Raw genomic sequence first — 21620 nt, forward strand, 5'->3', positions numbered from 1 at the left:
GGGCGACGAGCTTTTATTTAAGCAAACCTCTTCGCTCCTGCCACGCATAGCACTACCACACCAGCGGTTAGCACCATACCCATGCTGACAACCTCACCGGCAATGGATGCAGCCAGCATAAGCCCAAAGAAAGGTTGCAGCAGTTGAAGCTGTCCAACCGCCGCCGCACCACCCTGTGCAAGCCCCCGATACCAGAAGAAAAAGCCGATCAGCATCGAAAACAGCGTGACATAAGCAAGCCCGCCCCATGCCATGACGCCGATATTGCCCCAGGTTTCAGGCCGCGTCATGAAGCTGAGCGGCAACATGACTGGCAGCGAAAAGACCAGCGCCCAGCAGATCACCTGCCAGCCGCCCAGCCTGCGCGAGAGACTGGCGCCTTCCGCATAGCCAAGTCCACAGACAATGATTGCGCCCAGCATCAGCACGTCACCTAGCAACGTTGACTGACTGCCCTGCCCATAGGCGTAGGACGCAACGATCAGACCGCCAACCACAGAAAACAACCAGAACAGTGGGCGCGGATTTTCGCCACCACGCAACACGGCAAAAAGAGCCGTCGACAAAGGCAGCAATCCGATAAAGACAATCGCATGGGCCGAAGTCATATGCTGCAGCGCAATTCCGGTCAGTAATGGAAAGCCAACCACCACGCCAAGCGCCACGACAATCAGTGAAATAACGTCATTGCGACGCGGAAAAGGTGCACGAAAGGCCAGCAACAGCAAAAGACCGATCAGACCTGCAATTGTCGCCCGCGCCATGGTCAGAAACGTGGGATCAATGTCGATCACCGCCAGACGTGTGGCAGGCAACGACCCGCTAAAAATCAACACACCTAGAAATCCGTTAATCCAGCCCGCTGTCTTGCTCATTCTATTTTTTCGACCTTCAGCAAATTTGTATAGGTGATTCTGGATAAATGCTGCGAATAAAGCCAAATGGTCAGAGACAGTTTGCAGACAATTCTGCTAAACTGTACTGATACAAAGGATAATACAGATGATTTCGACGGGCCTTTTACGTAGTCTTGAAGCTGTCGAAGCCGCCTATCTCGGCGGTCACAGCGATGAGAAAGCCGCATCTGAAAAAATGCCGCTCGTCGAAAAAGTCATGACCATCATCCGCGACCGCATAGCCGCTATGAGCCTTGCTCCGGGTGCGCGACTGCCCTCGATACGGCGTCTCGCTGAAACCATGCATGTCTCGAAGTCAACCGTTGTCGAAGCCTATGACCGTCTGGTGGCCGAAGGTGTCATCCAGTCACGCAGGGGCGCGGGTTTCTATGTTTCTGAACGTGCGCGCCAGCCCTTCACGCTGGCAAGCGCCGCACCACACAAGGAGCGTGAGATCGATCCTTTCTGGGTCATGCGACAATCGCTTGAAGCCAACGAGAAAACCTATAAGCCCGGCTGCGGCTGGTTGCCCGATGAATGGTTACCATTAGAAGGCATTCGCCGCGCCATGCGCTCCATAGCCCGTGATGAGGAAAGCAATCTGGTCACCTATGGCGAACCGCTTGGCTTTCGTCCGCTGCGCAATTATCTGGCGCACAAATTATCCGAACAGGGCATCAATATTTCTGGCGGTGAAATATTAATGACCGATTCAGGCACCCATGCAATCGACCTTATCTGCCGGTTTTTGTTGCAACCCGGCGATACGGTGCTTGTCGATGATCCCTGCTATTTCAATTTTCAAGCATCACTTCTTTCGCATCGCGTAAAGCTCATCGGCATTCCCTACACGCATTCCGGCCCCGATCTCGAAGCCTTCGCCAAGGCCGCCGAGGAACATGCGCCAAAGCTCTATATTTCCAATGCGGGGTTGCACAATCCAACCGGCGGCATAATGTCGCCTGCAACCGCTCACCGCTTGCTCAAGCTTGCGGAACAGCACGACATCAAGCTGGTGGAAGACAATATTTTTGGCGACTTTCACCCCTCACCAACGCCGCTTCTGGCCGAACTCGATGGTTTTGATCGCGTACTGCATATTGGCAGTTTCTCCAAAACGCTCTCCGCTGCGGCACGCGTCGGCTATATTGCGGGTCGCAGAGACTGGATCGAAGGCCTCACTGATCTCAAACTTGCGACCTCGTTCAGCAGCAATGTTTTATCCGCCCAAATTGTCCACGCCCTGCTCACTGACGGCACCTATCGCCGCCACATTGACAGTCTGCGCGCCAAGCTTGCCGATGCCATGACCATGACTGCAAACCGGCTCAAAGCTGCGGGCCTTGAACTCTGGACAAAACCACAGGGCGGCATTTTTCTATGGGCGCAACTCCCTGAAGGAATGGATTCCGGCGAGATCGCTCGCTATGCTTTGGAAAAAGGCGTGATGCTTGCGCCAGGTGATGTTTTCAGCCCTTCCCGAAACGCAACGCGTTACTTACGTTTCAATGTTGCGCAATCGGCAGAACCCTATATTTTTACTGTTCTGAGCGATGCCATGCGCGAAGCATCAACATGAGAGCATCCCGCAAAGTGTGAAACGGTTTTCGGACAAGATGCGCGTAAAACAAAAGCATTAGCACGTCCGCATCGAAAACAACTTCAATCAAAACCAATGCAGTCAGTCTGCGCATGAGGGATATACTCGCCCCCTGTCTTTGAGGAGAGACATCGGGAGGAATAATCGTGAATGCACACCCAACAGGGATGGTGGCCAGTCCGCGTCCTGAAGACGAAAAACTGTCTGTTGCAGCCAATCTGGCTTATGGATTTCAGCATGTTCTGACGATGTATGGCGGCATTGTCGCTGTACCGCTGATTATCGGTCAGGCGGCAGGCTTAAGCGCAAGCGAAATTGGCCTGCTAATTACCGCATCGCTTTTTGCAGGCGGTGTTGCCACCGTTCTACAAACCATCGGCATTCCATTTTTTGGCTGTCAGCTTCCGCTGGTGCAGGGCGTGTCCTTTGCCGGTGTTGCCACAATGGTTGCCATTGTAACCTCTGCAGAAACCGGCGAGGCTGGAATTCAGGTCGTGCTTGGGGCGGTGATGGCTGCTTCCCTGATAGGCTTTCTGATCACGCCAATCTTTTCGCGCGTCACGCGATTTTTCCCGCCACTTGTGACCGGCATTGTGATCACCACGATTGGCCTCACCTTGATGCCGGTTGCCGCACGCTGGGCCATGGGCGGCAACAGCAAAGCACCTGATTTCGGCAGCATGGGCAATATCGGTCTTGCCGGGCTCACATTGCTGATCGTGCTGTTGCTGAGCAAAGTCGGGAATTCAACAATCTCACGCCTTTCCATCCTGCTTGCCATGGTCATTGGTACAGGCATTGCATGGGCGCTCGGCATGACAGACTTTTCGCGTGTTGCCGAAGGTCCCGTCATGGCACTGCCCGAAGTCTTCCATTTTGGCTGGCCGATTTTCAGCATCGCAGCTACATTGTCGATGTTCATCGTCATCATCGTCACATTAGTGGAAACATCTGCAGACATTCTGGCCGTTGGCGAAATTTTGGGAACCAAAGTCGATTCCCGCCGCCTGGGTGATGGTCTTCGTGCCGATATGGTATCCAGCATTCTCGCACCCGTCGTCGGATCTTTCACGCAAAGCGCCTTCGCACAGAATGTCGGCCTTGTGGCCATAACGGGTGTGAAAAGCCGCTATGTGGTTGCAACCGGCGGTTTGATCCTGATCACGCTCGGTCTTCTTCCGGTCATGGGACGCGTCATTGCCTGCGTGCCACCGGCAGTGCTTGGTGGTGCGGGTATTGTCTTGTTCGGAACGGTCGCTGCAAGCGGCATCCGCACGCTGTCAAAAGTCGATTATCAGAACAATATCAATCTGATCATCGTTGCAACGTCCATAGGTTTCGGAATGATCCCGATTGCAGCGCCTGAATTCTATCACCACTTCCCGACATGGTTTGAGACCATCTTCCATTCAGGCATCAGCTCCGCTGCGCTGATGGCAATCGCGCTCAACCTGATGTTCAACGAATTCAAGGGTGGCAATTCAGACCAGATGTCGGTTTTTGCAGAAGGCACAGAACGCATCATTCGCCATCACCAGATCGCAGAACTGCATGACGGCGATTATATCCAGAACGGCAAACTTTACGATGTAGAAGGTAACGAGGTGAAGATCGTTCCCGCCGCCGCTCACTAATCAGCGAACGACACGAATAACCGTTCGATTGCTCAAATGCGGCAAGAGGCGCGCCATGTCGGCGCGCTTCAACGCTATGCAGCCTTCGGTCGGCGTATAATCCGCGCGCGCCAAATGAAAGAAAATCGCACTCCCACAACCGCGTTTACGCGGGCTGATATTCCAATCCATGACGATACAGACGTTATAAACATCGTCACTGCGCCACATCTTCTCGTGGCTCGGCTTAAACGGCAGTTTGACGGGGCGGTTATAATTGGGGTTATCGGGCGCATCGCACCAGCCATCGCGTTTAAGCACGTGCCTTAATGGTAAACGAGACAGAGGCAGGTTGCCTGCATCACCACGCCGATAGCCATAAAGCAATCGCATGTTCGACAATGGCGTGGCACCATCACCTTCACGCTTGAAAGTACTGATTCCCCCCTTGCCAAGTGCGCATTGGAGCACCAGATTGCCTGCAACAAGCAAGCCACGCGTTTTATGGCCAGGCTTTGCCCTTACAGTGATAACGCGAATGCCGCGGCTTTTATGATCTCTGGTCAAGCCTGACTTCCTTGGTTGCCTGCTTAAAAAAACTCTGGCGGTACGTATAAAAAGCGTACTCATTTTTCACGGCTTCAACTTATCGCCATTAAATGCCATAAAACATGAACCACTATTTGAATCAAAGAGTAACGAGGACAGGCATGACAGGTCGTACAATACTGGTTGTGGACGATGACGAAGATCTCCGTTCTATCCTCGTCGAACAGCTTGAGCTTTGCGAAGAATTCCAGATTCTTCAGGAAGACAACGCCACCAAGGGCATTCAGACGGCCCGTAACGGCATTGTCGATCTGTTGATTATGGACGTGGGTCTGCCCGATATGGACGGTCGCGAAGCGGTTAAGCTGCTGCGCAAAGGTGGTTTCAAAGCTCCGATCATCATGCTCACCGGCCACGATACCGAATCGGACACGATTCTCGGCCTCGAATCAGGTGCGAATGATTACGTGACCAAGCCATTCAAGTTCGCGGTTCTGCTTGCTCGCGTCCGTGCGCAATTGCGCCAGCACGAGCAGAGCGAAGACGCCACTTTCATCGTCGGCCCTTACACCTTCAAGCCGGGTCAGAAGCTGCTTCTTGACGAAAAAGGCGGCAAAATACGTTTGACCGAAAAAGAAGCCGCGATCATCAAGTATCTTTATCGCGCTGGCGACAAGGTCATTGGTCGCGATGTTCTGCTTGAGGAAGTGTGGGGCTATAATTCAGGCGTCACGACACACACGCTGGAAACCCACGTTTACCGTCTGCGCCAGAAAATCGAGAAGGACCCGTCCAATGCAGCGCTTCTGGTTACAGAAAGCGGGGGATACAAACTTGTGCCATGATGGACAGCGCCTGACGCAGGTGTAATGACAAGCCATGGCACTTGATGACGATATTCGCATACTTGGCTCAGTAGGTCTGTTCGAAACTTTCTCACCCGAACAGTTGCGTCTGCTTGCCTTTGGCGCAGAGCGCCTCGTGCTGCGTGCCGGTCGTGAACTGTTTCGCGAAGGCCAGAGTGCGGATTGTGGCTATATCGTCGTATCGGGCAGCATTACCCTGTTTCACGATGCAGACGAAGGGCGGATCACGATCCGCCCTGTCGGTCCCGGTGCCATGCTGGGCGAGATGGCACTGATTGCGCAAACCACTCGCATGACAGGCGCTCTCGCTGAAGAGGAGACAGAGGTCATCCGCATCAGCCGTGCGATCTTCCGGCGCATTCTGGAAGAATATCCGGAAGCCGCAGCCGCGCTTCATGCACAAATCAGCAAGAACCTGCTGCAATTAATCAGCGACATTGAGAAAGTCGCACCGCATTTCGGCGATAGCGATTAAAGCGTAATCATCCGCTCGATGCCGATAGCATCAAGAAATGCTTCATCATGGCTAACCAGCAGCAATCCTCCCTCATAATCATTCAAGGCCGTTTCCAGCGCTTCGATTGAATCGAGATCAAGATGATTCGTCGGCTCATCAAGGATCAGCAATTCCGGCTTAAGTGTTCCGCCCAGAACACAGGCCAGGGCTGCACGCAGCAATTCACCACCACTTAGGCTCCCTGCAAGTCGGGAGGCGCTTTCACCGCGAAATGAAAAGCGGGCAAGGCCCGCATGAACATCATTGTCCCTGGCATCCTTGTTTAAGCGCTGAAAATTATCATAAAGCGTTGCTTTAGGATCCATCAGACTCATTTGCTGGTCAAACATTGCAATCGGTACGAAGCGCTTAATCTCACCTGCGAACGGCTGCAAATCACCCGTGATTAACCGCAGCAATGAAGTCTTCCCCGAACCATTTGCACCGCGAATGACGATCCGCTCCGGACCGACAATTTTGAACGAGAAGTCACGAATGATCGGGCAGTCAGATACCGGCCCACCGGAGACATTCATCATCTCAAGCACCACACGCCCAATTGGTGGAAGCGAAGCCTCGACATTAAAGCGCATTGGTTTGATACGCTCTACTTTCGCTTCTGCGTCTCGCAACTGGCTTTGTGCACGCTCGACATTGCGTTCAGCAATTAGCTCTCCACGGCCACCGGTCTTTTGCGCGCGGTCTTCGCGAGCATCCAGCAGCAGTTTGCTCATACCCGCATCGGCACGCGATTTACGTCCTCGCGCATCACTCTTTGCCTGTCGCTCAGCTGCTTTCTGGGCTTTGAGCTTTACCTGCTTCGTATCTCGCTGCGCGACTTCAAGATCACGCGCCGCCCCTTCTCGCTCCAACACTTTACGTTCGTGATAAAAATCCCAATTGCCGCCATAAAGCGTCAAGGCACCTTGTGATAGCTCGGCTATCGCATCCATCGTCCGCAACAATTCGCGATCGTGACTGACGACAACGGCAGCGCCTGGCCATCTGGCGAGCATATCGGCGACAGCCTGACGCCCATCACGGTCCAGATTATTGGTGGGTTCATCGAGCAAAATGAGATCGGGCTGCTCAAACATAAGCGCGGCCAGTGCTGCCCGCGTCTGCTGCCCCCCGCTCAACTCCGACAGCAGCGCTTGCGGTTCGAGTGAAAGCCCGAACATCTGCAAAGCTTCGTCAAAACGCTGTGGCAACAACCAGTCAGCCTGCTCGAAATCGGAATCGGAACCCGCGCCTGCTTCAACACGCGCAAGCCTGTCAAACCCAACACGCACAGCAAAAAGATCAGCCAGCGTGCCTGTACCCTCGCTGACGATGTTCTGCGCAAGCACACCGATCCTGCCATGGCGCATGACGGATCCGCTGGCAGGCAACAACGCACCGCTCATGATTTTCAGCAGCGTGGATTTGCCCACGCCATTGCGCCCGACAAGACCGATGCGGCCTTCGGTTACGCTGAAACTGATACCGGAGAAAAGAGCACGGCCATCAGCCGTGGCGCAGGAAACATCCTGAAGTGTGAGAAGAGAAGACATGAAGAGCCTCGGAAACGTTGAAAACACTGGTTATTGAAAACAGTGCTGTACGATCCATTGCTCTTCTCTCCTCTTCTGAACTGCGCTTTATATAGGCTGCGTGAGCAGATTAATCCAGATTAAACGATGCAATGACCGGAACGTGGTCAGATGGACGATCCCAACCGCGTGCGTCACGCAGGATTTGCAGCCCCTGCATATGGGCCTCAAGATCAGCCGAACCCCAGATATGATCAAGCCTGCGACCGCGATCTGCCGCATCCCAATCCTTGGCGCGATAACTCCACCATGTGTAGATTTTCTGGTCAGCAGGAATGACCTGCCGCATCAGATCGCTCCAGCCGCCTTTGACACGCAGGTCTTCCAGCGTTTCGGTCTCAATCGGCGTGTGACTGACGATTTTGAGCAACTGCTTATGCGACCAGACATCGTTTTCAAGCGGCGCAATGTTCAAATCGCCAACGAGAATGGAGGAGTTGCCATCCTGCCTGTCGGCAACAATGGCGCGCATTTCTTCGAGAAAGCCGAGCTTATGCGCGAATTTCGGATTGATCGCCGGATCAGGCTCATCGCCACCCGCAGGCACGTAGAAATTATGAATGCGCAGCTTCTTGCCACCCGCTTGCAATACAGCGCTCAGATGGCGACAATCGCCCATCTCGCAGAATCCGATCTTCTCAACGTCGCGCAGCGGACGCTTGGAAATGGTTGCAACGCCGTGATAGCCTTTCTGCCCGCTGATTGCGATGTGCTCGTAGCCGAGCGCACGAAAGCCTTTGGAAGGGAACTGATCGTCGGGGCATTTGGTTTCCTGAAGACACAGAACATCAGGCTGATAATCGTTCAGAAACTGCTCAACCAAGGGCATGCGCAGACGAACGGAATTGATGTTCCAGGTAGCAACAGAAAATGTCATGGGGAAAGACTCGCGGACAGTAAAAGACAGCCGCGAACCTAATCAATTATCCGGCAAAAGCAAATGTTCAAAGATTCGATGAGTTACTTTTTGCGCTTCATTGCAATGCGCTGATAATCGATCTTGAACATGTCGTCGGTAAAGCGGACACCGCTGCGGATATTGAACACCATGATCGTGGTATCGAGACCCTGCGCATCAGTGATGGTCCACTGCTTGAGATCCTTCGATTGCGGATCAAACATCATAGTGATTTTCGAATTACCAAAAGCAGTCTTGTCGCCCACAACAAGCGTGGTCATATCCGGGTCCTGCTTGACGCTCTGAAGACGACCGCCGCCAAGATCAATCCGATCAGCCAGCAGCATCTTGAGTGGCGTTGTGCCCAGCGCATACATATCCCATGTGTCGAGCTTGCGATTGTTGATGACAACCTGATTGCCATCGGAAATCACCCGGATCGGAGAGTCGTTATAATTGAAACGGATTTTACCCGGACGCTCCAGATAAAAAGTCCCGCCGGTCTGTTCGCCCTTAGGTCCAAACTGAACAAATTCGCCGGTCAACGTGCGCAAAGACGAAAAATGATCCGCGATCTGCTGGGCTGCCGCCGCATTACCCGCACCCTGCGCATGGGCTGCAACAGGCACGAATGCCGGTGCTGCCACTCCAAGACCCAATGCTCCCAATCCGACTGCAGCCGCAAAACGGCTGGCTTTCACAAATGCGGAAACTCGGGAGATCATCATCGGCAAACTCTCTTTTTTCTTCATTCTCTTAAAATAAACCGGTAGTTAGGCACCAGTGTGGCAGCCAAAGCCAATGAGGTTTTGGCTATAATGAGCCGAAAATGGTGGGGCGAGAGAACCGGAGCGGAGTGTACTTAAAGTACATGAGCACCGGAAACGTAGCGCCACGCCATTTGCAGGCCAGCAGAGCCGAAATATCGAGGCTTTAGTATTCGTCTTCTGTCGGCACTAGTATCTCGCGCTTACCCGCATGATTGGCTGGACCGACAATACCTTCTTCTTCCATGCGCTCAATGATCGAAGCCGCACGATTATAGCCAATTCCCAAACGACGCTGGATATAGGAAGTCGAAGCCTTCTTGTCGCGCAATACCACTGCAACAGCCTGATCATAAGGATCGTCGGAGTTTTCAAGGCTAGACGTTCCAGCCGGACCTCCGCCCTCGTCCTCTTCCTCATCCTCGGTAATCGCATCCAGATATTCCGGCACACCCTGAAGCTTGAGATGCTGAACAATGCGCTCAACCTCATCATCACCGACAAACGGACCATGCACGCGCTGAATGCGGCCACCACCGGCCATGAACAGCATATCGCCCTGACCCAACAACTGCTCGGCACCCTGCTCGCCGAGAATGGTGCGGCTGTCGATCTTTGATGTAACCTGAAACGAAATACGCGTCGGGAAGTTTGCCTTGATCGTACCGGTGATCACATCGACGGACGGACGCTGTGTCGCCATGATGACATGGATACCCGCGGCACGCGCCATCTGCGCCAGACGCTGAACCGTGCCCTCAATGTCCTTGCCTGCAACCATCATCAGATCAGCCATTTCGTCGATGATCACGACGATATATGGCATTGGCTCCAAATCGAGCTGTTCGGTTTCGTAAATTGCTTCGCCCGTATTGCGGTCAAAGCCGGTCTGCACGGTACGCGCGATCTGCTCACCCTTCTTCTGGGCTTCACCGACGCGCTGATTGAAGCCGTCAATGTTACGCACACCAACTTTGGACATCTTGCGATAGCGGTCTTCCATCTCCCGCACAGTCCATTTGAGCGCGACCACAGCCTTCTTCGGGTCGGTCACAACGGGCGTCAGAAGATGCGGAATGCCGTCATAGATCGAAAGCTCCAGCATTTTTGGATCGATCATGATAAGACGACATTCTTTTGGCGTCATGCGATAGACCAGCGACAGGATCATCGTATTGATCGCAACCGATTTACCGGAACCCGTCGTACCTGCCACCAGCACATGCGGCATCTTAGCAATATCGGCAATGACCGGCTCACCATTGATGGTTTTGCCAAGCGCCAGCGCAAGCTTTGCTTTGGTTTGCTCAAAATCGCGACTTGCCAGCATTTCGCGCAAATAAACCATTTCGCGCTTCTGGTTTGGCAATTCGATTCCGATCACATTACGACCCGGAACAACAGCAACACGGGCTGCTATCGCGCTCATTGAGCGTGCAATATCGTCGGCCAGACCAATCACGCGGGATGACTTGATCCCCGGAGCTGGCTCAAGCTCATAAAGGGTGACAACCGGACCAGGCTTCACATTGATGATTTCGCCGCGCACGCCGAAATCTTCCAATACGCCTTCCAGCAAACGTGCATTCTGTTCGAGCGCGTCCTTGGAAAGGGATGAATCGCGCTGCACCAGCTTCGGCTCAGCCAGAAAATGCAGCGACGGCATTTCAAAAGCACCGCCATCTTTCAGGAACGACGACTGCGCTTCACGTTGAATGCGCGCACCGGCTTTCGGTGAAGGCGCTCGTTCGCCAACCCGCGCTTTGGAGCGCTGCGGCGGCGCATCGTGCCATTCTTCACCCGCAAGCGGTGCCCGATCCATGGAATCATCTATTTCAAACGGTGGCTCTTCCGAAGATGCGCCATCAAAGCCGGGCTCATAACGCGCACTGTCACGTGCTTCCGCACTGCGACGCACCCGCCTCATATCACCATATTCGTCCTCACGCGGCTTACGACGGTTCATGCCGGTCAGACGCTTGAATGTTGCCGATACGCTGTACATTGTGTGTGTCAGAGAACCTACAAACGCAGAGATGCCACCGGAAGAACTATCGTCACCAATATCTTCATCATCGGTAAAATCATCATCAGTCGATGCACCAGGTGCCGAAGCTGTATCAAGCAGCCTTTCACGGCGACCGATAATCCCGCTTGCAAACAGGCAAAGCCATAGAGCGGGGAAAGCCAGCACCAGCGCAATGCCGGATGCAATCGCACCTTGCGGAAATGCGCCGATAAACACACCCGGAATGCGCAGCACAAGATCGCCAAACACGCCGCCAAGACCAATTGGCATCGGCCAGCTTTCCGGCACCGCAAAGCAGCTTGCAATAGCCGCAAACAGAAGTGCCGCACCAAACCAGGCGACGCTGCGCTTTGCTATCCTGCCAATACCACCGCGGGTCATCATCAGCAACGACCAGACAACAATCGGCACAAGTGCTGGCACACTGGCCAGACCGAAAAACTGCATGGCAATATCGGAGAAGACTGCACCCGGATAGCCAAGCGCGTTGGTAACAGGATTATCCGTCGCATGACTGAGACTAGGATCGGCCACGTTCCATGTAGCGAGCGCGCCAACAGCCATCGCTGCCAGCGAAAGCAACGCCAGCCCAAAGAGGATATAAAATTGCCTACGAAAGATATTGACCAGTCGCAGTCTATCATCCGAAATCCGCTCGTCACGCAGCGGGTATGAGGGCGAATATCCTTGCCGCATAAAGCCTGTCCCGAACTATGGTTTGTTGCCCTCAGGCTTTGATAGCCCTGGGCGCAATGAATCGGGATGATCCTAGCTGGGCGATGGTTAATTCCCCATTAACCATGCAGCGCCTTGCACCAGAAAATGAAAAAGGCGCGGTTTCCCGCGCCTTTTTCCTCTTGGGACAAGCCTGTTCTACTGAACAGATTCGCCGTGCAACGCGATATCAAGGCCTTCCATTTCTTCCTGCTTGGTTGGGCGCAGACCCATAATGGCCTTGATCACATAAAGAATGATGGCGGTTGCGATTGCCGTGTATACAACGGTTACGGCAGCACCGAAGAACTGCTTGCCCATCGTAGCGCCCTCACCGGCGGCGTTGATGGCCACATCTGCAAAGAGACCGGTCAGGATCGCACCGACGAAGCCGCCGACACCATGGACGCCGAATGCATCGAGTGAGTCGTCATAACCAAGTGCATGCTTGATCTTGACGGCAGCAACATAACAAACCGCACCCGAGATAACGCCGATAACAAGCGCACCTGTTGGGTCAACAAAGCCAGCAGCAGGGGTGACTGCAACAAGACCTGCAACGGCGCCCGAAATGATGCCCAGAACGCTTGGCTTGCCGGAAATGGCCCATTCGATGAACATCCAGGCCAGAGCAGCACCCGCGGTTGCAACTTGCGTGTTGAGCATGGCGACGGCAGCCAGTGCGTTTGCACCCAGAGCCGAACCAGCGTTGAAGCCGAACCAGCCCACCCACAGAAGGGCTGCACCGATGACCGAAAGAACGAGGTTATGCGGAGCCATGTTGACATGACCGTAACCGTCACGCTTACCGATGATAAGCGCTGCAACGAGACCTGCGACACCGGCGTTGATGTGAACGACCGTGCCGCCAGCAAAGTCGAGAACGCCGTCAGAACCAAGGAAGCCGCCGCCCCAGACCCAATGCGCAACCGGCACATAGACGATGAAAAGCCACAGAACCATGAAGACGAGCATGGAGGAGAATTTCATGCGTTCAGCGAACGAACCGGCAATAAGCGCTGGCGTGATAACCGCGAAGGTCATCTGGAACACGATGAAGAGATATTCCGGGATCGTGCCGGTGAGCGAATCCATCGTGACGCCCTTCAGGAACGCCTTATCGAAGCCGCCAATATAGGCATTCATCGAACCGCCATCGGTGAAGGCGAGCGAATAGCCAAAGAACAACCACAAGACCGACATGAGGCAGGTAATGGCAAAGCTCTGCATGACTGTCGACAGAACGTTCTTCTTACGAACCATGCCGCCGTAAAACAGCGCAAGGCCGGGAATCGTCATCATCAACACAAGCGCGGTTGAGGTCAGCATCCAGGCGGTATCGCCGGTATCAAGGGTTGGGGTAGCATCGGCTGCGTCCTGTGCCAGCGCAGTTCCTGCAAGAACGAGCAGCATTGGCAAGGTGGCTAAAGCCGTTTGCTTGAATCTTCCTGTTATCAGCATCGAATATCTCCGTCGAATGGCGGCTTCAAACGCGTGTGCGCTGAAAAGACCGGTTCGGACTAAGAGAAACAAAAATCATGCCAGTTGAGCTTAGCAACGCCATTAAAATGAATTTTTTCTGATATTGCGCATCTGACGTAAACTCAAATCCCCGAAAAACGGCCGCATTTTCGGCCAAAACCGGGACTTTCTGAGCGTTCTGCGCGCCAGGCAACGGTTTCAAAAAAAGTCATAACAAATAAGCAAAGCGGCTTCTCCGTCATGGAAAAACCGCTCTAAGTGATTCATCGCACTAAGCTTTTGCTTTTTTTGAAATACCGGCCGGTTGCAGAATGACTAAAATTTAGTCACTAGTTTATACGATGGTTAAAATATCATCACCTGTCTTTTTCATGAACACGGATAAGGCCCTCCTGCGCCACAGAAGCAATCAAAACTCCTTCGCGTGTGTAGAGCGCACCGCGGTTGAAACCACGCGCGCCGGAAGCGCTCGGGGTGTCCTGCGTATAGAGCAGCCAGTCATCAAGCCTGCATGGACGATGAAACCACATCGCATGATCGAGACTTGCGACCTGCATATCGCGATCAAAAATAGTGCGTCCATGCGGATGCAGCGATGTATCGAGCAGCGTCATGTCCGAGAGATAAGCAAGGATTGCAGCCTGAAGTGCGCGATCATCCGGCACGATTCCACGCGCCCGTACCCAGACATGCTGGCGCGGTGCCAGCTTCTCACGCGAAAAATAGTGTTTGAGCGAAACCGGTTTGATCTCAATCGGGCGCTCCTGCTCCCAATATTTGCGCACACCTGCGGGTGCGAGATGCAAATATTCTTCCTTCAGATCGTGATCGCCCATCAATTGCTCCGGCGTCGGCAGCCCTTCGGGCATATCAATCTGGTGCTGAAGGCCTGCTTCATCGATCTGAAACGAAGCCGAAAGCGTAAAAATTGCTTTGCCATGCTGTTTGGCCAAAACACGACGCGTATTGAAACTGGAACCGTCGCGAATACGGTCAACCTCATAGATGATCGGAATGGCCGGATCGCCCGGACGCACAAAATATCCGTGCAACGAATGCACATGCCGGTCTGCGTCGACCGTACGCTGCGCTGCAATGAGCGCCTGCCCGATAACCTGCCCGCCAAAAACGCGCTGCCAACCCACCTGCGGGCTGTTACCACGGAAAAGATCCACTTCAAGCGTTTCAAGATCCAGCGTTGTCAGAAGCTGCTGCATGGCAGCTGTTTGCTCGACCTTCGATAGATCGGTCTTTTCATTATTGGACATGGACAGCCTGTCTCCTGAAACCCTATATAGACAACATATTCTTGATGAACTGTTTGTGCTCGCACAAGGGAAACTGTCAAGTTCCCGTACACCATTGCAGCCTTATAAGCTTCACCGAAGAACGATCTGAAAGGAAGAGCTATGTCCGCCGAAGCCACACAAAATGCTGCCAACAAACGCGATCTGGTGATTGCAGGTGGCGGTTATGTCGGCCTTGTGACTGCTGTTGCCGTCAAATCGGCAGCGCCGCATCTTTCCGTAACCGTCATTGATGGTGCACCGGCTGGCGCATGGAAAAATGATCCGCGTGCTTCTTCCATTGCAGCAGCAGCCACACGCATGCTCGATCAGCTTGGCTGCTGGCAGGAGATCGTCACAGATGCTCAGCCAATCACTGAAATGGTCGTAACAGACTCCCGCACCTCTGATCCCGTGCGTCCGGTGTTTCTGACATTCGCTGGCGATGTTAACCCCGGCGAACCATTTGCGCATATGGTGGAAAACCGCGTTCTCAACACCGCCCTTCACAAAAAAGCAGACGAACTCGGCATTACCTTTATTGAAGGCATGAGTGTCGAGAATTTTGAAACGCTGCCCGAATCCGTCACTGTCACTTTGGCCAACGGCGAAACAATCTCCACACGCCTGCTGATTGCCGCCGATGGCGCGAAGTCGCGCCTGCGTGATATTGCAGGCATCAAAACCGTTAACTGGGATTACGACCAATCCGGCATCGTCTGCAACGTTGCCCACGAACGCCCGCACGGAGGCCGCGCTGACGAACATTTCCTGCCCGCCGGTCCTTTTGCGATCCTGCCGCTTAAAGGCAATCGCAGCTCACTCGTCTGGACCGAGCGCACAGCAGACGCCGAGCGTCTCATCCGGGAAGATGATTTCATCTTTGATGCCGAACTTGAACAGCGTTTCGGCCATCGCCTCGGCGCTCTCACCGTTGAAGGCCCGCGCCGTGCTTTCCCGCTCGGCCTCACGCTGGCGCGCGAATTTGTAAAGCCACGTTTCGCGCTTGTGGGTGATGCAGCCCATCGTATTCATCCAATCGCGGGACAAGGTCTGAACCTCGGTTTCCGCGATGCTGCCGCTATTGCTGAAGTGATTGTCGAGACAGACCGCCTCGGCCTCGACATCGGCTCTTTTGCAGCACTGGAACGCTATCAGGCATGGCGCCGGTTCGACACAGTGCAGATGGGGGTCACCACTGATGTGCTGACCAAACTATTCTCCAACGACAATCCGGCTGTGCGCACTATTCGTGACATTGGGCTGGGTCTTGTTGATCGCGTTCCTAGCCTCAAATCCTTTTTCATAAAGCAAGCTGCGGGCTTGTCTGGCGATACCCCGCGCTTGCTACAAGGTGAAGCAATTTAATCTGGAAGGTTTGGGTGGCTGCCCTATGTGGTTATTTAGACCAAACAGAGGAGTTTCATCATGGACAGAAAAGCAACTGCAATCTGGCAAGGCACGCTGAAAGAAGGCAAAGGCACCCTCGATACGCAGAGCGGCGCACTAAAAGGCTTGCCTTATGATTTCAAAGCGCGTTTTGAAGATGAAAGCGGACGCGCTGGCACCAACCCGGAAGAACTTTTGGGCGCAGCGCATGCCGGCTGTTTCGCGATGCAACTTTCAGCTATGCTGACCGAACACGGAACGCCACCAGAAAAGCTTGAAGCGACGGCCGCGGTGAGTGTAGGACCTGCATCAGGTGGTGGTTTTGCGATCTCCCGCAGCGCATTGACTCTCAAGGCGAGCATTCCAGGGATTTCGGATGAAGATTTTGCAAACCTCGCGAAGAAGGCAAAGGAATCTTGCCCGCTTTCGAAAGCGCTTGGTGCAATTGAAGTAACACTGGACGCAAAGCTCGTTTGAGCGATCACTAGCAAAAAAGCGGGCAACGCCCGCTTTTTTTATTCCGGCAGATGACAGACAGCCTCGATATTGTGCCCGTCAGGGTCGGTGACAAAAGCTGCATAATAATCGGGATGATAGTGTTCACGGATTCCCGGTTTGCCATTATCACGTCCGCCGGCTGCTAACGCCGCTTCGTAGAAGCGATTAACCTCGGAACGCGTTCCCGCCGAAAATGCCACATGCAGAACGCCTTCAAGTTTTGAACCCTTCTGCTTGCCGATCCAGAATTCCGGCTTGCCATTGCGGCCAAAGCCAACCCAGTCGCCAAACTCCATCGCACGCGTAATACCCAGAGGAGCGAGTGCTGCATCATAGAATGCGCTGGATTTTGGCATACTGGAAATATTGAAGCCGATATGATCAAGCATGATGAAACCTTCAAACGAGGATTGAACTTCTGCTTTATGATCAGATATGGGCAACACGAAAAAATCAAGTATCAGCCAGATTTTCCGCAAAAGAAAAGGGTGGCATGAGCCTCCCTTTCCGTCGATTGTAAAAACGCGTTTTACACGCGGCGCTCAACCATCATCTTCTTGATTTCGGCAATCGCCTTGGCAGGGTTCAGACCCTTCGGGCAGGTTTGCGCGCAATTCATGATCGTATGGCAGCGATAGAGACGGAACGGATCTTCGAGATTGTCGAGACGTTCGCCCTTGGCTTCGTCGCGGCTGTCGATCAGCCAGCGATAGGCCTGAAGCAGCACAGCAGGTCCGAGGTAACGATCGCCATTCCACCAATAGCTCGGGCACGAGGTCGAGCAGCAAGCGCAGAGAATACACTCGTAAAGACCATCAAGCTTCTGGCGGTCTTCGTGGCTCTGCAACCATTCCTTCTGCGGCTCAGGCGAAACCGTCTTGAGCCATGGCTCAATCGAACGGTGCTGGGCGTAGAAGTTGCTCAAATCCGGCACAAGATCCTTCACCACCGGCATATGCGGAAGCGGATAGACCTTGATGGAGCCCTTGATCTCGTCCATGCCCTTGGTGCAGGCAAGCGTGTTGGCACCATCAATGTTCATTGCGCAGGAACCGCAAATGCCTTCACGGCATGAACGGCGCAACGTCAGCGTCGGATCGATCTTGTTTTTGATGTAGAGAAGACCGTCGAGCACCATCGGGCCGCAATCATCGCGATCGATATAGTAGGTATCGATGCTTGGATTTGCGTCGTCATCCGGCGACCAGCGATAAATGCGGAACTCCGTTACATTCTTGGCACCATCTGGACGCGGCCAGGTTTTGCCTTCCTGCATACGGGAGTTTTTGGGAAGTGCGAGTTCAACCATTGCTCATTCCCTCGATCAGTAAACGCGCTTTTTCGGCGCGATTTTGGCCAGATTGATGCCGCCTTCTTCCTCGGTCGTCAGCGGATCGAGGTGAACAGGGCGGTAATCAAGCTTCACGTCGCCATTTGGCGACAGCCAGGAAAGGGTGTGTTTACGCCATTCGGCGTCATTACGATCCGGGAAATCCTCATGCGCATGTGCGCCACGGCTTTCCTTGCGGGCTTCAGCCGAAACAACTGTCACCATGGCGTTTGCCATCAGGTTTTCCAGTTCCAGCGTTTCAACCAGATCAGAATTCCAGATCATTGAACGGTCAGAAACCTTAATATCCGGCAGTTCTTTCCAGATTTCGGCCATACGTGCCACGCCCTGCTTGAGCGATTCCGACGTACGGAACACGGCTGCATCTTCCTGCATCGTTCGCTGCATCTTTTCGCGCAGTTCTGCGGTTGGCGTATTGCCGTTCGCATAACGAAGACGATGGAAACGATCCATGATCTTCTCGCACGCGGCCTCATCAATATCCGGGATTTTTGCAGAACGATCAATGACTTCTCCAGCGCGGATTGCAGCCGCACGGCCAAATACCACAAGATCGATCAGCGAGTTGGAACCAAGACGGTTTGCACCATGAACAGATGCACAACCTGCTTCACCCACAGCCATCAGGCCCGGCTGAACACGATCCGGGTCTTCCTTGGTTGGGTTAAGCACTTCGCCCCAATAATTGGTTGGAATGCCGCCCATATTGTAATGAACCGTTGGCAGAACCGGGATCGGTTCCTTGGTCAAATCTACGCCAGCGAAAATCTTAGCCGACTCTGAAATTCCCGGAAGGCGCTCATGCAGAACAGCCGGGTCAAGATGGTCGAGATGCAGATAAATATGATCTTTGTTTTTGCCAACGCCGCGACCAGCGCGGATTTCCATGGTCATGCAGCGTGAAACGACGTCACGCGAGGCAAGATCCTTGGCGGAAGGTGCATAACGCTCCATGAAGCGCTCGCCTTCGGAGTTGACGAGATAACCGCCTTCGCCGCGTGCGCCTTCAGTAATCAAGCAGCCTGCGCCGTAAATGCCTGTGGGATGGAACTGAACGAATTCCATATCCTGAAGCGGCAGGCCTGCGCGAGCAGCCATGCCACCGCCGTCGCCGGTGCAGGTATGCGCGGAGGTTGCGGAGAAATACGAACGACCATAACCACCCGTTGCCATAACCACCATTTTGGCGGAGAAGCGATGGATTGTGCCGTCATCAAGGTTCCAGGCGACAACGCCCGTGCAGACGCCATCGGTCATGATCAGATCAAGCGCGAAATATTCAATGAAGAACTGCGCATTATTTTTCAGTGACTGGCCGTAGAGCGTGTGCAGGATCGCATGGCCGGTACGGTCGGCAGCAGCACAGGTACGCTGAACCGGAGGACCATCACCAAAGTTCTGCATGTGGCCACCGAATGGGCGCTGATAAATCTTGCCCTCTTCGGTACGCGAGAATGGCACACCGTAATGTTCAAGTTCGTAAACCGCAGCAGGAGCCTCACGCGCCAGATATTCCATGGCGTCCGTGTCACCCAGCCAGTCCGATCCCTTAACGGTATCGTACATATGCCACTGCCAGCTGTCCGGGCCCATGTTTTTAAGCGATGCAGCAATACCGCCCTGCGCTGCAACCGTATGGGAGCGCGTTGGGAAAACTTTGGTGATGCAGGCTGTTTTCAGACCCTGTTCAGCCATGCCAAGCGTTGCGCGCAGGCCGGCACCACCGGCACCCACCACGACAACATCAAACTTGTGATCAACGAATGTGTAGTTCTTTTCGCCCGCAGCACCAGCTGCATTATTTTGTGCACTAGCCATCGGGCTATCAACCTCCGAAGCTCAGCTTGAGGATCGCGTAAACGCAAGCCACACCCACAACCACCGTGAAGAAGGTGTTGAGCATAACCAGCAGGACCTTCAGGCCTTCGCTGTGAATGTAATCTTCAATAACAACCTGCATGCCAAGACGCATGTGGTAAACGCCGGTCAGCACGAACAGCGCCATCACCAGCGCTGTGAAAGGGTGAGCCAGAACAGCTTTTACTTCCGCATAGCTTGCGCCATTGAGCGAAATCACCAGACCAATGAAAAACAGAACCAGCGGCACGAGCGCCACGGCACTCATCCGCTGAAACCAGAAATGGCCGGTGCCTTCTTTGGCAGAACCCAGACCGCGAACCTTGCCAAGAGGCGTACGCATATCGCTCATGTCAAAATTCCTTTCAGCGCACTGCAAACGCAACGACCCAGACAAGGATCGTCGCAGGCAGCGAGAAGGCCAGCGTCAGCCAGGCAATCTTGCTGGCCGTGTGCTTTTCAAGACCAGCACCCATGTCCCAGATGAAATGGCGAACGCCACCAGCCAGATGGTGCAACAGCGCCCAGGTGTAGCCGAACAGCACGACATAGCCGAACCACGAACTGTAGATTGCGCTTACCGTATTGAAGGCATCTTCACCGATTGCAGCAGCGATCAGCCATGCAGCAAGCAGAAGAGTTCCGAAGTAAAGCGCGGCACCCGTGATACGATGGATGATAGACATCGTCATCGTGATTTTCGGTCGATAAATCGACAGATGCGGCGACAAAGGACGCTGACGCGTGGCGGTCGGTTGTGTCATGGCTCTCGTGGGCTTCCCTGACGTTTTCATCCGCTCCATCCTGTCAGCTTCTTGTTGACATGATAAAACGGATGCGGGCTCAGTCGAGCCCAGTTCGATGTCGCTCACAACGCAGGGGACAGAATTTTCGATCCTGCGCCGGCACGACCCAGAAAATGTGGCTTGATCGTGTCACACGACCCTATGTGGCGCTTTCTACTGCGCTTTCACCACCACGTCAAAGAAGCTTTTTCACCAAAAGACTAACAATTGGTCGCACCCGGACGACACATTCGCGTGATTCTTGAATTCAAACGATTGAAGTCCGCAAATCATAAAAACATGTGTAATTTCATCCACTTTTGCAGAGGATGCTTAATTGCCAAAGCGAATCACATAGCTTGACCAGTCAGCGGCGGTTGCGACCTGTTCATAAAGCTTGCGCCCATCTTCTGGTACACGTGGCGCATTCAGCACCAACTTCGACCAGCTGCGCTCTTCCGCTTTATCAGCAAGCAGATCAATAAGCGCTTTCGCAATGCCTTTGCCGCGATGATCATGATGCACGTAGATATGATCGACTTGTCCTGCACGCAGGCCAGAAATCGGCTCGGGAAGATCATAAAAGATTACGAAGCCGACCAGATTGCCGTCCACGCGGGCACCAAGAATTTCCGTGGCACGGTCCTGCAAAAGATTCTCGGCGTAAAAATTATCCGGGCGGCGTGGCGCACCGCGCTTCAATGCTTGTGCATAGCTTGCAAGCAGTGGCGAGAACGCATGCGCATCACGCAGATGAAGCAGCGCAATATCGACAGCATGGTCTGTGGTCATATAAAATCTTCCCTCAAAGCATGTCTCCCGAAATCGGGAATGCGGCGATTGTAGACGCACCGAGACCAAAGGCAAAGTGCCTTAGAACGCCCTGCGCCTTCATAGGCGCACAAAGGTCGTTACAACAGTTTAAAATGAGCGCATTTCGAACTGTTTGCAG

Annotated in this window: 20 protein-coding genes; 6 read left to right on the forward strand and 14 right to left on the reverse strand. The window is 53.7% G+C overall.

The genetic code is table 11. The features are described 5' to 3' along the window. Window positions 1–17: 17 nt before the first annotated feature. The gene (locus tag CEV31_RS04530) at window positions 18–875 is read right to left on the reverse strand and encodes a DMT family transporter (RefSeq protein WP_094505701.1); all 858 of its coding nucleotides are present in this window, start codon (window positions 873–875) and stop codon (window positions 18–20) included. A gap of 127 nt (window positions 876–1002) precedes the next feature. Between CEV31_RS04530 and CEV31_RS04535 the strand changes: the two genes are divergently transcribed. Further along, the gene (locus CEV31_RS04535) at window positions 1003–2475 is read left to right on the forward strand and encodes an aminotransferase-like domain-containing protein (protein WP_094505702.1); all 1473 of its coding nucleotides are present in this window, start codon (window positions 1003–1005) and stop codon (window positions 2473–2475) included. A gap of 188 nt (window positions 2476–2663) precedes the next feature. After that, window positions 2664–4130 (forward strand): nucleobase:cation symporter-2 family protein, encoded by a 1467-nt coding sequence (locus CEV31_RS04540; RefSeq protein WP_094505703.1) that lies wholly within the window; start codon window positions 2664–2666, stop codon window positions 4128–4130. On the opposite strand, the gene CEV31_RS04545 is transcribed toward CEV31_RS04540, so the two are convergent. Continuing rightward, the gene (locus tag CEV31_RS04545; protein ID WP_094505704.1) at window positions 4131–4676 is read right to left on the reverse strand and encodes a L,D-transpeptidase family protein; all 546 of its coding nucleotides are present in this window, start codon (window positions 4674–4676) and stop codon (window positions 4131–4133) included. A 143-nt stretch (window positions 4677–4819) separates the two neighbouring features. On the opposite strand from CEV31_RS04545, the gene CEV31_RS04550 reads away from it, so the two are divergent. Both CEV31_RS04550 and CEV31_RS04555 read left to right on the forward strand, forming a co-directional pair. Further along, window positions 4820–5503 carry a response regulator transcription factor gene (locus tag CEV31_RS04550; RefSeq protein WP_094505705.1) on the forward strand — a complete coding sequence of 228 codons (684 nt, stop codon included), beginning with the start codon at window positions 4820–4822 and terminating at the stop codon, window positions 5501–5503. A 34-nt stretch (window positions 5504–5537) separates the two neighbouring features. Beyond that, window positions 5538–5999, forward strand: coding sequence for a Crp/Fnr family transcriptional regulator (locus CEV31_RS04555; protein ID WP_094505706.1), 462 nt, complete (start codon window positions 5538–5540; stop codon window positions 5997–5999). Here the strand turns inward: CEV31_RS04555 and CEV31_RS04560 are convergent. The 6 genes from CEV31_RS04560 to tesB form a co-directional block, all read right to left on the reverse strand. Further along, complete coding sequence (locus CEV31_RS04560) at window positions 5996–7573, reverse strand: ABC-F family ATP-binding cassette domain-containing protein (RefSeq protein ID WP_094505707.1); 1578 nt, start codon at window positions 7571–7573, stop codon at window positions 5996–5998. The two genes, CEV31_RS04555 and CEV31_RS04560, sit on opposite strands and share 4 nt — an antisense overlap. Before the next feature lie 109 nt (window positions 7574–7682). Further along, complete coding sequence (locus tag CEV31_RS04565; RefSeq protein WP_094505708.1) at window positions 7683–8489, reverse strand: exodeoxyribonuclease III; 807 nt, start codon at window positions 8487–8489, stop codon at window positions 7683–7685. Window positions 8490–8572: 83 nt separating this feature from the next. Further along, window positions 8573–9238 carry an outer membrane lipoprotein carrier protein LolA gene (locus CEV31_RS04570; protein ID WP_210190883.1) on the reverse strand — a complete coding sequence of 222 codons (666 nt, stop codon included), beginning with the start codon at window positions 9236–9238 and terminating at the stop codon, window positions 8573–8575. 205 nt (window positions 9239–9443) lie between these two features. Further along, entirely contained in the window at window positions 9444–12002 is a 2559-nt protein-coding gene (locus tag CEV31_RS04575) for an FtsK/SpoIIIE family DNA translocase (protein WP_094505710.1), read from the reverse strand. 177 nt (window positions 12003–12179) lie between these two features. Beyond that, complete coding sequence (locus tag CEV31_RS04580) at window positions 12180–13481, reverse strand: ammonium transporter (RefSeq protein ID WP_094505711.1); 1302 nt, start codon at window positions 13479–13481, stop codon at window positions 12180–12182. 377 nt (window positions 13482–13858) lie between these two features. Beyond that, the gene (gene tesB, locus CEV31_RS04585; protein WP_094505712.1) at window positions 13859–14770 is read right to left on the reverse strand and encodes an acyl-CoA thioesterase II; all 912 of its coding nucleotides are present in this window, start codon (window positions 14768–14770) and stop codon (window positions 13859–13861) included. 141 nt (window positions 14771–14911) lie between these two features. On the opposite strand from tesB, the gene CEV31_RS04590 reads away from it, so the two are divergent. Both CEV31_RS04590 and CEV31_RS04595 read left to right on the forward strand, forming a co-directional pair. Continuing rightward, window positions 14912–16156 carry a ubiquinone biosynthesis hydroxylase gene (locus tag CEV31_RS04590; RefSeq protein ID WP_094505713.1) on the forward strand — a complete coding sequence of 415 codons (1245 nt, stop codon included), beginning with the start codon at window positions 14912–14914 and terminating at the stop codon, window positions 16154–16156. A 60-nt stretch (window positions 16157–16216) separates the two neighbouring features. Further along, the gene (locus CEV31_RS04595) at window positions 16217–16654 is read left to right on the forward strand and encodes an OsmC family protein (protein WP_094505714.1); all 438 of its coding nucleotides are present in this window, start codon (window positions 16217–16219) and stop codon (window positions 16652–16654) included. A gap of 38 nt (window positions 16655–16692) precedes the next feature. Here CEV31_RS04595 and CEV31_RS04600 read toward each other — a convergent pair whose 3' ends face one another. The 6 genes from CEV31_RS04600 to CEV31_RS04625 form a co-directional block, all read right to left on the reverse strand. Then, window positions 16693–17064: a VOC family protein gene (locus CEV31_RS04600; RefSeq protein ID WP_094505811.1), complete on the reverse strand. Its 372-nt coding sequence runs from the start codon at window positions 17062–17064 to the stop codon at window positions 16693–16695. Between the two features lie 140 nt (window positions 17065–17204). Further along, on the reverse strand, window positions 17205–17984 hold the full coding sequence (locus CEV31_RS04605) for a succinate dehydrogenase iron-sulfur subunit (RefSeq protein WP_007872174.1): 780 nt from the start codon (window positions 17982–17984) through the stop codon (window positions 17205–17207). Window positions 17985–17999: 15 nt separating this feature from the next. Further along, window positions 18000–19844, reverse strand: a complete 1845-nt coding sequence (sdhA, locus tag CEV31_RS04610) for a succinate dehydrogenase flavoprotein subunit (protein WP_094505715.1) — start codon at window positions 19842–19844, stop codon at window positions 18000–18002. 7 nt (window positions 19845–19851) lie between these two features. Continuing rightward, window positions 19852–20235, reverse strand: coding sequence for a succinate dehydrogenase, hydrophobic membrane anchor protein (gene sdhD, locus CEV31_RS04615; RefSeq protein ID WP_094505716.1), 384 nt, complete (start codon window positions 20233–20235; stop codon window positions 19852–19854). A gap of 13 nt (window positions 20236–20248) precedes the next feature. After that, window positions 20249–20647: a succinate dehydrogenase, cytochrome b556 subunit gene (gene sdhC / locus CEV31_RS04620; protein ID WP_094505813.1), complete on the reverse strand. Its 399-nt coding sequence runs from the start codon at window positions 20645–20647 to the stop codon at window positions 20249–20251. A 354-nt stretch (window positions 20648–21001) separates the two neighbouring features. Continuing rightward, on the reverse strand, window positions 21002–21460 hold the full coding sequence (locus CEV31_RS04625; protein ID WP_094505717.1) for a GNAT family N-acetyltransferase: 459 nt from the start codon (window positions 21458–21460) through the stop codon (window positions 21002–21004). Between the last annotated feature and the right edge of the window lie 160 nt (window positions 21461–21620).

This window comes from Brucella thiophenivorans (assembly GCF_002252445.1).
GTDB classification, from domain to species: Bacteria; Pseudomonadota; Alphaproteobacteria; order Rhizobiales; family Rhizobiaceae; genus Brucella; species Brucella thiophenivorans.